Origin of the sequence: Bacillus haimaensis (assembly GCF_048270625.1) — a bacterium.
Classification (GTDB): domain Bacteria; phylum Bacillota; class Bacilli; order Bacillales; family Bacillaceae_I; genus Sutcliffiella_A; species Sutcliffiella_A haimaensis.
In genome coordinates, this window is sequence record NZ_CP158164.1 from 3751584 (window position 1) to 3764901 (window position 13318).

Here is a 13318-nt window from a genome sequence, read left to right on the forward strand (position 1 = left end):
GATATTTTTATGTATAAAACAGAAACGAAGCTAGCGCAAATTGGCAATCGCAGCGAAACGGCCACCGGCACCGTGAATCCCCGGTCTACTTCTCGACGGCTTACCGGCATGAAGGGATCGGCCAGTCATCCGGCTACGATTATGTGCGTACCGGAAATCCGACCCGTCAATTGCTCGAGCAAGCAATCGCGGACCTTGAACATGGTGACCAAGGCTATGCGTGCAGCTCCGGCATGGCAGCAATCCTGACCGTACTCTCCCTTTTCCAATCAGGCGATGAACTGATTGTCTGCAAGGACCTTTACGGCGGGACGTATCGTTTATTTGAAGAAGGATATAAAAAATGGGGGCTGTGTTGCAAGTATGTGGATACTAGTGATCTATCTTGCATTGAAGAGGCCATCACCCCGCAAACAAAAGCCATTTTTGTAGAATCCCCTACCAATCCCCTGATGGTGGAAACGGATATAGAGGCAGTTGCACGCTTATCGAAAGCGCATGGACTGCTATTGATTTGTGACAATACGTTTTATACTCCCATTCTTTTAAAGCCGATCGAGCTTGGCGCCGATATTGTGGTGCATAGTGCTACCAAGTATCTAGGTGGCCATAACGATGTGCTTGCAGGACTTATCGTGGCAAAGGGCCGTGAGCTATGCGATTCACTTGCTCTCTACCACAATGCGGCCGGGGCTGTGCTCAGCCCGTTCGATTCCTGGCTGCTCATCCGTGGCATGAAGACGCTCGCCCTCCGGATGGAACGGCACCAAAAGAACGCAATCACAATTGCCGACTACCTGAAACAGCATGAGGCGGTTATCGATGTGCTATATCCAGGAAAAGGAGGGATGCTTTCATTCCGCATCAAAGAAGAATCGTGGGTAAACCCATTTCTTCAGAATCTCAATCTCATTACCTTCGCTGAAAGCTTGGGCGGTGTGGAAAGCTTCATCACCTACCCTGCCACGCAGACGCATGCCGATATTCCGGAAGAGATCCGCTTAAGCACGGGCGTATGTAACCGTCTGCTTCGCTTTTCGGTAGGAATTGAAGATTCGGAAGACCTGATCCACGACCTGAACGGAGCATTCGAGCAAGCTGCCAAGAACGCATCTTTCACAAAGGAGGTGTTGTCGTGAGCCATTCCTTTCAAACGAAGCTCCTACACAACAAGCATAAGGTCGATCCGCAGACTGGTGCGGTGAGTGTACCAATCCAGCATGCATCCACTTTTCATCAGTTTGATGTCGACCAATTCGGCAAATACGATTACGGACGCTCCGCAAATCCTACCCGCGAAGCACTTGAAGATACGATTGCCCACCTCGAGGAAGGAACAAGAGGGTTTGCGTTTTCCTCCGGGATGGCAGCCATCTCCACCGCTTTTCTGCTCCTGTCTCAGGGAGACCATGTCCTGATTTCAGAGGATGTGTACGGCGGAACCTACCGGATGGTGTCCGAGGTGCTCACACGCTACGGTATTCAATATAAGTTTGTTGATATGACAGATCTCGCTAAAGTGGAAGCTGCCATTTTGCCAAATACGAAGGTCCTATACGTCGAGACCCCTTCCAATCCGCTCCTGAAAGTGACGGATATCGAGGAGGTTGCAAAGCTCGCAAAAGCCAATGGTGCCTGGACCTTCGTGGATAACACATTTTTGACACCGGCGCTTCAGAAGCCGCTTACACTCGGAGCAGACCTTGTGCTCCACAGCGCCACCAAATTCCTTTCCGGCCATAGCGATGTCGTGGCCGGCCTTGCTGTTGCGCGGGATGAGGAGCTTTCAAATAAGCTTGGCTTTCTGCAAAATGCATTTGGCGCCATTCTTGGTGTGCAGGATGCGTGGCTTGTCCTCAGGGGCTTGAAAACTTTGCATGTCCGGATGGAGCAATCGGTGAAATCGGCAACGACCATTGCTTCCTTTTTAGAAAAGCACCCGCTCGTAAAAAAGGTCTACTATCCAGGACTCGTTTCCCATAAAGGCTGCGGGCTGCAGCATCGCCAGGCCAAGAGCGCAGGTGCCGTCCTTTCCTTTGAATTGGAAAATGAAGAAGCAATTCGCTCCTTCGTTTCCAACGTGGAAATCCCTGTTTTTGCCGTGAGCCTTGGGGCTGTGGAATCGATTCTTTCCTATCCTGCAAAAATGTCACATGCCGCCATGCCGGAAGCGGAACGTGCAAAACGCGGCATTTCCAACGCTCTTCTCCGCCTATCAGTCGGCCTGGAGGATGTGCAGGACCTGATCCATGATTTTGAAAAAGCATTGCAAGCAACACACAGCCTAAAAGCAAATGTAAATGGGAGGGTATACCATGGGAATCTTGGATAGCTTACGAGAGGATAAAATATTGATCGCCGACGGTGCGATGGGAACCCTCCTCTATTCCTATGGCTCGGATTGTTGTTTTGAGGAACTGAATCTTTCCCAGCCGAATCAGATCTACAACATCCATCAGGCCTATCTGAATGCAGGGTCCAATATCATTCAAACCAATACTTACGCAGCCAACTATCATAAGTTGGAGCGCTACGGCCTGCAGGATCAGGTGAAAGAAATCAATGGTGCAGCTGTACGATTGGCGAGAAAGGCGGTCACCAAGCACGATGCCTTTGTGGTAGGAACAATCGGCGGGATCCGAGGCATCAAGCCTCAGGCGACGCCGATCGAGGAAATCAAGCGCACCTTCCGCGAGCAGCTCTACTGCCTGCTCCTTGAAGGGGTCGATGGCATTCTCCTTGAAACCTTCTATGACCTGGAGGAGCTCGAGACAGTCCTTTCTATCGCAAGAAAGGAGACGACACTGCCTATCATCTCCCAGGTTTCCTTGCAGGAGGTCGGGTTCATGCAAAATCGGGTGCCCATCTCGGAAGCACTCACTCGTCTTGAAACGCTCGGAGCAGATATCGTCGGGCTCAACTGCCGGCTTGGACCTTATCATATGCTTTCCACGCTCGAGGAGGTCGCGATTCCGAAGCATGCCTATCTTTCCGCCTATCCGAATGCCAGCTTGCCGTCTTATGTGGATGGAAAACTGCAGTATGAAAGTGATGCGGATTACTTCACGGAGGCTGCCCTCTCCTTCCGCGATCAGGGGGTGCGGCTCCTGGGTGGCTGCTGCGGGACGACGCCTTCACATATCGAGGCATTTTCCACTGCACTGAAAGACATAGCGCCTGTAAAAGAAAAACAGGTGAAAACAAGGGAACGAAAGATTGTCATTACCCCACCAGCCAAAAAGACACCCCCTCCCCTTTTCGAAAAGGCGAAAAAGGAGCAGTCGATCATCGTGGAGCTTGATCCACCAAGAAAGCTGAACACGGACCGCTTCATGCAGGGTGCCCAGGCACTCAAGGATGCAGGAATTGATGCCATCACTTTGGCTGATAATTCACTGGCTTCCCCGCGTGTCTGCAACACGGCGCTTGGATCGATCGTGAAGTCGGAAATCGGCTTGCGCCCGCTCATTCACATTACCTGTCGCGACCGGAACCTGATCGGCCTTCAATCCCACCTGATGGGCTTGCACCAATTGGGCATCCATGATGTACTCGCTGTAACTGGCGACCCGACCAAGGTCGGCGACTTCCCTGGCGCGTCATCGGTGTATGATGTGACATCGTTTGGCCTGATCGATATGATCAAACAATTCAATCAGGGGATTTCCCTTTCCGGAAAGGACCTTGGCGAGCGCACGAGCTTTTCTGTCGGAGCCGCCTTCAATCCGAATGTCCGGGTCATCGATAAAGCGGTGGAGCGATTGGAAAAGAAAATCGAGAGCGGCGCGGATTACTTCATCAGCCAGCCCGTATTTTCAGAGGAGAAGCTTTTGGAGGTCTATCACGCAACAAGGCATATCGATGCACCTATCTATATCGGCATCATGCCACTGACCAGCAGCCAGAATGCCAATTTCCTACATCATGAGGTTCCCGGCATCAAGCTGACCAAGGACATTTTAGAAGCGATGGGCAAGCATAAGGATGACCCGAAACAGGCGAGCTTGGAAGGTTTGACCATAGCAAAAGGATTGCTCGATGCGGCACTGGAGCTATTCAACGGCATCTATCTTATCACCCCATTCATGCGATTCGAGCTGACGGTGGAGCTTGCCACCTACGCCAAAAAATATGGACCGTTTCATTCATCAAGGAGGATACAAAATGTCTAACCCACTCACACTTTTAGAGCAGCAATTGAAACAGAAAATCCTCATCATGGACGGTGCCATGGGAACGATGCTGCAGCAGGCAAACCTGACTGCCGATGATTTCGGCGGCGAGGAATACGACGGTTGTAATGAGTATTTGAATATCACTGCACCGGATGTCATCGAAACCATCCATCTCGAATATTTAAAAGCCGGAGCCGATATCATCGAGACCAATACATTTGGTGGAACCGATCTTGTCCTTGATGAATATGATCTCGGTGCACACGCTTATGAGATTAATAGATTGGGAGCTGAAATTGCCAAGAAAGCAGCTGACCAGGTTTCTACAGAAGAATGGCCAAGATTTGTGGCCGGCTCCATCGGACCGACCACCAAAACGCTGAGTGTCACGGGAGGAACCACGTTTGATGCGCTAACCAAAGCCTACGAGGAACAGGCAAGAGGGCTGATCGATGGGGGCTCCGACTGCCTGCTGATTGAAACAAGCCAGGATCTGCTTAATGTAAAATGTGCATTTCTCGGTATCCAACAGGCCTTTGAAAGCACAGGCATGACACTTCCCATTATCATTTCTGGAACAATCGAACCGATGGGAACCACGCTTGCCGGCCAGGCGATCGATGCCTTCTACATTTCCGTCGAGCATATGAAGCCACTCGCGGTCGGGTTGAACTGTGCGACAGGACCGGAATTCATGCAGGATCACATTCGCACCCTATCCGGCCTATCCACAAGCGCGGTCAGCTGTTATCCGAATGCTGGGCTGCCGGATGAAGAGGGCCACTACCATGAGACGCCGCAATCGCTTGCTGCCAAGCTTGCAGGGTTCGCCGAACAGGGCTGGCTGAACATCGTTGGCGGCTGCTGTGGAACAACTCCAGACCATATCAGGGCCATTGCGGAAAAAATGAAGGAATATCAGCCACGCCAGGTGGAGGCACCATCGAACCACCGTGTGTCCGGCATCGAATCCTTCATCTATGACGATCCGACCCTCAGACCGATCATGGTCGGCGAAAGAACGAACGTCATTGGCTCCCGTAAGTTTAAGAGATTGATTGCAGAAAAGAAATATGAAGAGGCTGCAGAGGTTGCACGGGCCCAGGTAAAAGGCGGCGCACATGTCATCGATATCTGCCTCGCTGACCCGGACCGCGATGAGCTTGAGGATATGACCGCTTTTGTCCAGGAGGTTGTAAAGAAGGTCAAGGTGCCGCTTGTCATCGACTCCACCGACGAGGCTGTCATTGAAGCGGCTTTGAAATACTCTCAGGGGAAAGCCATCATCAACTCTATCAATCTTGAAGACGGAGAAGAACGCTTTGAAGCGGTGATCCCGCTTGTCCATAAATATGGCGCAGCGCTTGTGGTCGGAACGATCGATGAAGAGGGCATGGGAGTGACGGCTGCGCGCAAGCTCGAAATTGCCAAGCGCTCCTATGATCTTTTGGTGAATAAGTACAAGGTCTCCCCTACAGATATTATTTTCGATCCACTTGTCTTTCCTGTAGGGACGGGAGATGAGCAGTATATCGGCTCTGCCAATGCAACAGTCGAAGGCATCCGCCTCATCAAGGAGCATTTTCCGCAATGCTTGACCGTCCTTGGCATCAGCAATGTGTCGTTCGGTCTTCCGCCTGTCGGACGCGAGGTGCTGAATGCCGTGTATCTCTACCACTGTACACAGGCAGGACTGGACTATGCGCTGGTGAACACGGAAAAGCTCGAGCGTTTTGCATCCATTCCCAAAGAAGAAGTCGCCATGGCAGAACGATTGCTCTTTGCGACAACAGACGCAGCGTTAGCAGAATTCACGGACTTTTACCGAGGCAAAAAGAAGGAAGTGAAGTCCACCCTTCCCGACATGCCGCTTGAAGAGCGACTTGCCTATTACGTAGTGGAAGGGACAAAAGAAGGATTGCTTCCGGACTTGGAGCTTGCCCTTTCCGCCTATCCTACTCCACTTGATATCATCAATGGACCATTGATGAACGGCATGAAGGAAGTCGGACGCCTCTTCAATGATAACCAGCTGATCGTCGCCGAGGTGCTACAAAGTGCAGAGGTCATGAAAGCTTCCGTTGCCTATCTTGAGCCGCATATGGAGAAGAATGATGCGTCCTCCTCCAAAGGGAAGATCCTGTTGGCTACCGTCAAAGGGGATGTGCATGATATCGGAAAGAACCTCGTCGACATCATTTTGAGCAATAACGGTTTTGATGTGGTGGACCTTGGAATCAAAGTAACACCGAATGATCTCATTCAAGCGATTCAAAAAGAGAAGCCGGACATTGTCGGCCTTTCCGGATTGCTTGTAAAGTCGGCACAGCAAATGGTCATCACTGCCCACGACATGAAGCAGGCCGGCATCTCCACCCCGATTATGGTCGGAGGCGCTGCACTTTCTCGGAAATTCACTGATAATAAAATTTCCAAAGAATACGAAGGGCTGGTACTATACGCCAAAGACGCGATGAATGGCCTCTCTCTTGCTAACCAACTTAGATCTCCTGAAGAACTTGCAGAGCTGACACTCGCTCACCAGGAGAAGAAAAGCAAGCTGGTCGACGTTCCTTCCATTCCAGCTGAACAGGGAGCTGTTGCAACAGCAGTAAAGGTGCGCTCCAAGGTCTCGCGTGATGTTCGCGTCTATGAGCCGAGCGATACGAACCGTCATCTGCTGCGAAACTATTCGATTTCGCATGTGGAGCCGTACATCAATATGCAGATGCTGATCGGGCATCACCTTGGGGTAAAAGGTAAGATTGCCAACCTGATTGCCGAAAAGGACGAACGCACCCTTCAGGTAAAAGCTGTGGTCGATCAGTTGCTGTCGGAAGCGAAGCAGAAACAGTTGATTACCCCGGCAGCAGTCTATCAATTTTTCCCGGCCCAGTCAGAGGACAATACCCTCCTGATTTATCATCCGGAGGACCATACGATGGTAATCGAGAGATTCGAATTTCCAAGACAGGAAAAGGAGCCATACCTTTGCTTATCCGATTATTTAAAATCAAAGGATAGCGGCGTGATGGACTATGTCGGACTATTTGCCGTCACAGCCGGAAGAGGCATCAGGGAGCTCGCAGCCTCCTATAAAAAAGAGGGGCGCTTCCTTGAAAGCCATGCGCTTCAGGCACTTGCCCTTGAAACCGCAGAGGGACTGGCCGAACTGGTGCACCAGCAGATGCGCGACCGCTTTGGCTTTCCGGATCCGGTAAGCTTCACGATGAAAGAACGCTTCGCCGCCAAATACCAGGGCCAGCGCTTCTCCTTTGGCTACCCTGCCTGTCCGAATCTTGACGATCAGGAAAAGCTGTTCAAGCTGATCGGACCGGAGGATATTGGCATCGAACTGACGGATGGCTGCATGATGGAGCCGGAAGCATCGGTATCCGCAATCGTTTTCGCCCATCCGGAGGCAAGATATTTTAACGTACTATAAACCCTGACTCTTTAGCCTGCTGACTATTTTATCAGTAGGCTTTTTTCTTGTAAGCATGCTATATTAAAGATATACAGAAAAATCAGAATTTAACAAGGAGGCTTTACCGATGAATGTAAAAGAAGTGATTCTTGAGCAGTTAAGCGCATGCCACAACCAGAACGCCTGGTTCGTTTCCCTGCACCACGCAATCAAAGATCTTTCGACCGAACAAGCATCATGGAAACTGAATGATTCCTCCAACTCCATCTGGGAGATTGTCAATCACTTAAACTACTACAACGAAAGATACCTCTTACGATTACAGGGAGAAGACATTCCAAAAGGAGTCCACAGCAACGATTATACTTTTCAACCAATAGAAACCGATTGGAAAACAGCGGTCGACCGCATGAACACCATCCTTTCAGACTGGAGCCGGGCCCTGGAGAACTGTGATGAGGCAGCACTGAATAAATGGGTCGGCGACATCACCCAGCTTACCATCCATAACGCCTACCATATCGGGCAGATTGTTCATATCAGGAAACAGCAGGAAGCGTGGGACCCGAGTCAGGGGGTGCATTGATTTTCACTTAGTTTGAGGAGGGCTTGAGCTAGCTCTCCTCTCTTCTTTAAAATTAACTCCCAATTACACTCACCACCGCCACAAGTCCAACAAAATAAACAAATGCCGCCAAGGCCAAAAAGCCCGCAAACCATTCATCCAATCTTTTCTTCATAAACCAAAATAAAATCACAAAGGAAAAATAAACACCTGCTATCACCACCATCACTGGAACTGCAGGCGACATCATGCTCTTTTCCATGTTCGTGAGATTAGCACCTAATTGATATAAAAATCCGTAGCACAGCACTAACGAACTCACTAGAGAAATCACAGTAATCTTCCTCACATCAAGCTTCAACGCTTTCCACTTCATATAACCGATCGTCGCTACACCTAAAAAGAACCACGTACTCACTATAATCAAAAAGAGTTCCACATTCGTTCCTGCCTTCTATAGAATTATTAGGTATTTTATTCCATATGAGCAACCAAATACCCTTTTTCTCTTTCCCAAAATAAAAAGGCAGTGCAAAATCCACTGCCTCCTTTCCTTCTATAACATTTTACAGTTTAAATCTTTTAATCAAATCATTTAAATCTTCACTTAATGTTAATAGCTCTTCAGAAGAATAAGCAATGCTATTGATTGCTTTTAGTTGCTCATCTGTTGATGCTGCAATTTCTTCCGTCCCTGCGGCCGATTGCTCTGCAATTGCAGATATGCTTTGAACAGATGCCAACACTTCCTCTTTAGAATCATTCATAGTATTCATATTCTCCATAATTTGATCGATAAAATGAATGATGGAGCGAATGTTTGTGGCTATATACTCAAAAGATTCTCCAGTATCTTTGACTGCATAGCTTTGTTCTTCTGATATTTTATTTGTTTTCTGCATTTCCTGTAAAATCACCTTGGACTCTTCTTGAATACTAGAAATGGTATTTGTAATATGATTAGTAGATTCTGCTGTTTGTTCAGCCAGCTTTCTAACTTCCGTTGCCACAACAGCAAACCCTCTACCATGCTCTCCAGCTCTTGCAGCTTCGATACTTGCATTGAGTGCTAATAGATTTGTTTGGTTTGAAATTTCATTAATGGTATGAGTAATTTCCTCAATACTATTAATCTTATCTGTAAATTGATTCATTAGTACATTTAGGCTTTTTACAATCTCTGTTGATTCATTAGTATGGCTCGTTAAAATCTCTATTTTTTTCAATCCGTTGTCATTTGCTTGTACAATTTGACTAGATAGCTCTGTCAAATTATTTTGTTTAGATAGGACATCTTCAATATTAAAGGCAAGATTTTGAGTAATGGTATTTGTGCTTTCTAAATCTGTAGCTTGTTGGACAGCGCCTTTAGAAAGCTCTTCGATTGCCCGATTCATTTCCTCACTTGTAGCTGCAACCTCTTCTGCTACAGCACTCATATCTTCTACTGAAGCTTTCACCTTTTGTGAAGATTCATCCACTGTTCCTAACATCTGACGCATATTAACAAGCATTGTTTGAAAGGATTGTGATAAAACACCAATCTCATCTTTAGAAGATGTAACATTTACATCACCTGATAAATCTCCTTCTGCCACTTTGGAAACCGCTGAATTTAATTGGAGGATTGGTCGTGTTATATATTTTGCTAATAAGAAAGTAACAATGCTTGCGATTATTAGAGAGAATAATCCAATAATGATAATGGTGCGTAAAATATCATTAGCCAGTGATAACATATCCTTCTCTAAGTAAACCCCCCCCACCTTCCAACCGGTGTTCCCTATCGTTTCATATACTAAAACTTTATTTTCTCCTTTATCTGTATAGTACTGAGTTCCTGATTCATCATCATAGATTCCTTCTATATAGGATAAATCAAGTAAATTCTCTCCCATTGAACTTGGATGAACAAGAGCTGTTCCCTTATTATCCAGTAAAATACTATATCCTTCATATCCTACTTGTTTTCCCTTTACTATTTCTCCTAAAGCCTGAAGACTAAGGTCAGCGGCCATAACTCCTAGGACCTTTCCATTCACCTCAATAGCCTTTGCAAGCGTTATAACTGGTTCTTCTGTATCTACATCTATATATACATCTGTATAGATTACTTCATCGGGCTGCTGAACCGCTTGTTGATACCATTCTCTTCCCGTTGGATCGAATCCATCTGGCAAATCGACTGTTGGTGCTGTGTGAATCTCCTTATTTTCTGTCGCAAAATACAATAATTGAATATCAGAATAATGCTTTAGCAATTTGTTAAAATCTTCTGTGGTAGAAGTGAGTGCTTGATTACTTTGTGTGGAAGATCCTACCGACAAATAGTCAGCTATGTTTTGATTTTCACTTTGATAGGAGACGATGTTTGAATAGTTGGTTAGATATTCACCTATCGTATTTTCCAGATCTTCCATTGCACCCTTTGCATCCTTAGATACATTACTTTCGATTTTTTCCTTTGTTTGAAAATAGGTGATTGTTCCTACTGCAGTAATAATTAGAAAAATGACCAGAGTAAAAGATAAAATTAACTTGCCTTTTAATGAATGAATCATGACTTATCCCCTTTATGCAACATTTATATGATCATAATGTATATATCGAAGAAATAACATAAATGTTAATCAGGGTATTCGTCTTGGTAAACTTTACAACAAATTTTGATAATACCCTCCAGGAAAAACCAATGGTAGTAGACTTTTACCCCTCTCTATTAATTGGGAATTTAAAATAAAAAGGCATGTAAAGATTTCTTTACATGCCTCCATTCATTAAGAAGCCCTCCGCTCCATCAGGTTCAGCCCTATTCCCATGAACAGCACTCCCATGCAGAACAGCACCGACGCAGGAAGAAGGAATTGACCCAAGGACCAATCCAGGATGGTCGCACCCTTCAACATATCCATTCCGTATTTAATCGGGACAAGCTTGGACAGAGTGATCAAGATCTCGGATTGCACAATCTCCAGCGGCCAATAGGCTCCCCCTATCATTGCCATGCTGACGGCAATAAGCGGAATGATGGCATCGAGCTGGCGAGGGTTGGTCACGAGCCCGCTGATCAAAACCCCCAACGATACAACCGCAAACAGATAAGGGATGACCGCAATTAGTACCAACGGATAGCCCCCGTACAAATCGACTCCTATTACAAATTCAAAGAAAGTGTAAATCAGAACAAGCTGCGCATACCCGAGCAGAAAACTGAATGCGAGATGACCCAAATAAATCTGGGACTTGGAAAGCGGAGAAAGAATCAACCTGTTCCACATCCCATTCTGTTTTTGCTGTAGGATCGTGCTGACAGTAAAAGAAACCGTAAAGATGACAAAGAACAGAGAAAATCCGAATAATGACTGAATGGAAGAATCATAGATGAAATCATCCTCCTGGAAGGATTTCGTGCTCACCGCATAGAGATCCTCATTGGAAGCTACCAGCTCCTTTAACTCCTCAACACTTTTATCAAACGCCCGAGAAGTCTCCTTCAACACCGCTTCTGTCTGCAAAACATTCCTGACATGAGGCTCCACAATCGAGATGTTCGCTGATTCCGCGGCAGTATAGATGGTATACTCCCCTTCTTCCAATTGAACGACCATGTCTATCGCATTTCGTTTTATCTTTTCCACCAATTGCTTCTGTTCTTCCAGCTGGAAAACCATGCTTTCCTCTTTATTTAATTCCTCCAAGAGCGCGTCTGCCTCCTCTTGGGAGAGGTTTTCTGTAAAAACCGGGACTTCCATCACGGAGGTCCTATTAACCTGACCGGTTGCCACCGCAAATATCACGGTCAATACGATCATCCCTAGTACCGCGAATGGCTGACGCCGAAGATGACGAATATGAATCCAGAGTATCGTGCGCATTTATCTCAACCTCCTTTTCGGGAACAGGGACACCGCAATAACCAATAACAGTACTGCTGTCACACTTAAAGTGAGGAGCGGATACATGAGATCCCCCAGTGTGTCACCCTGCATAGTTTGAAGGTAACCCTGCAGTGCAGCACCATTTGGTGTGAACGACCCTATTTTCCACATAACTTCCGAGACATCATGCCACGGTATGAAGCTGCCTCCCAGAAAAGCAAGGATACTTACCAGGAAACCTGAAAACATGGTGGAAATCCGCTCTGTTTCAAAACGATAGTTCAGGGCCGTAATCAGGACCGCAAACGACCCGATCACACAGCTGAACAAAAACGTGATCAGCAGGAAATGAAGCACATTCGGCCAATGAACCTTATACAAAAGTGCACTCAAACCAAACAGCACACAAAGCTGAACAAATACGACCAGTACCGCAGTAATCCATTTACTTGCCCCATACAACCATGGGGGGGCGTTTGCCAGCAGGACCCGGTCATACACAAACGTCCTCTTTTCATGGTAAGCATAGCCTGCAACAAAGGAGACGACATACAGCGCAAACATCACACTCATCCCTACCGCAAAATAATCGAAGGAACCTATGGGATCCTTCCCATCCAAGGTAACCTTTTCCCCTTGGATTTCCTCCGCATAAGATGCAAAGTCGGGAGGAGTTTGACCTTCCATTTGCGCATCCTTATTCAGCACCGTGAACAAGCGCATCTGATGAGTGAAATTTCCTATCAGGTCCGAAACGACATTTGCTTCCAGTCCACTTTCCTCATTCAAAAAAAGCTCAAACTCTCTGTTTGCTTCTTCCGCATCGAAAAATTGCTGTTTCCAAGTTTCAAAGCGATAATTTTTTGGAAAAGAGAGCACGGCTGCGTATTTCTTCTGCTCGAGCGTTTCTGAGAGATTGTTTTCTTCCGTCACCGTCAAGAGCTCCGTCAGTTCCTCTTTCATGACTTTATCTACTAGAATATCCGGCAGCGATGACTGCTCCGCGGCTTCTTTTATCTGTGTTTGTGCCGCTTCCGGTATGCTCTGACCTTTCATCCATTCCTCGAGCAGCTGCAGATCTTCCGCAATATCGCCTTGGTCGACCACAGCCACCGCTATATCAAGCTTGGTTTCTTGGCTCGTCACCCCACCAAGGGCAAAGCCAAGGATCGTGATCAGTATAAACGGCATAGCCACCAGGATCAGCACTTCTTTTTTATCCCTTAATAGATGCAGGAGGTCTTTTTTTATAAAAGCTAACAGCATTGTCCTT

8 protein-coding genes and 2 pseudogenes are annotated in these 13318 nt (G+C 47.0%); 5 read left to right on the forward strand and 5 right to left on the reverse strand.

All coding sequences use genetic code 11. The annotated features are described in order from the left end of the window. Window positions 1–9: 9 nt before the first annotated feature. The 5 genes and pseudogenes from ABN702_RS19055 (at window position 10) to ABN702_RS19075 (ending at window position 8188) form a co-directional block, all read left to right on the forward strand. A pseudogene (locus tag ABN702_RS19055) lies at window positions 10–1139 on the forward strand (methionine biosynthesis PLP-dependent protein). Beyond that, window positions 1136–2332 (forward strand): cystathionine beta-lyase, encoded by a 1197-nt coding sequence (metC, locus tag ABN702_RS19060; RefSeq protein ID WP_417898285.1) that lies wholly within the window; start codon window positions 1136–1138, stop codon window positions 2330–2332. The pseudogene ABN702_RS19055 and the gene metC overlap by 4 nt, the downstream one beginning before the upstream one ends. Continuing rightward, entirely contained in the window at window positions 2316–4172 is a 1857-nt protein-coding gene (locus ABN702_RS19065) for a bifunctional homocysteine S-methyltransferase/methylenetetrahydrofolate reductase (protein ID WP_417898286.1), read from the forward strand. The genes metC and ABN702_RS19065 overlap by 17 nt, the downstream gene beginning before the upstream one ends. After that, window positions 4165–7620, forward strand: a complete 3456-nt coding sequence (gene metH / locus ABN702_RS19070) for a methionine synthase (protein WP_417898287.1) — start codon at window positions 4165–4167, stop codon at window positions 7618–7620. Before ABN702_RS19065 ends, metH begins: the two co-directional genes overlap by 8 nt. A 109-nt stretch (window positions 7621–7729) precedes the next feature. After that, the gene (locus tag ABN702_RS19075) at window positions 7730–8188 is read left to right on the forward strand and encodes a DinB family protein (RefSeq protein ID WP_417898288.1); all 459 of its coding nucleotides are present in this window, start codon (window positions 7730–7732) and stop codon (window positions 8186–8188) included. Window positions 8189–8240: 52 nt separating this feature from the next. Here the strand turns inward: ABN702_RS19075 and ABN702_RS19080 are convergent, their stop codons facing one another. The 5 genes and pseudogenes from ABN702_RS19080 to ABN702_RS19100 all read right to left on the reverse strand — a co-directional run bounded on the left by ABN702_RS19080 (window position 8241) and on the right by ABN702_RS19100 (window position 13311). Further along, window positions 8241–8594, reverse strand: coding sequence for a hypothetical protein (locus tag ABN702_RS19080; protein ID WP_417898289.1), 354 nt, complete (start codon window positions 8592–8594; stop codon window positions 8241–8243). Between the two features lie 139 nt (window positions 8595–8733). Continuing rightward, a complete protein-coding gene (locus tag ABN702_RS19085) occupies window positions 8734–9681 on the reverse strand; it encodes a methyl-accepting chemotaxis protein (protein ID WP_417900974.1) in 948 nt (315 codons plus the stop codon). Beyond that, window positions 9676–10728, reverse strand: a pseudogene (locus ABN702_RS19090) (cache domain-containing sensor histidine kinase); the annotation flags it as partial. The gene ABN702_RS19085 and the pseudogene ABN702_RS19090, both read right to left, overlap by 6 nt. 216 nt (window positions 10729–10944) lie before the next feature. Next, a complete protein-coding gene (locus ABN702_RS19095) occupies window positions 10945–12042 on the reverse strand; it encodes an ABC transporter permease (RefSeq protein WP_417898290.1) in 1098 nt (365 codons plus the stop codon). Further along, window positions 12043–13311 (reverse strand): ABC transporter permease, encoded by a 1269-nt coding sequence (locus tag ABN702_RS19100; protein ID WP_417898291.1) that lies wholly within the window; start codon window positions 13309–13311, stop codon window positions 12043–12045. Between the last annotated feature and the right edge of the window lie 7 nt (window positions 13312–13318).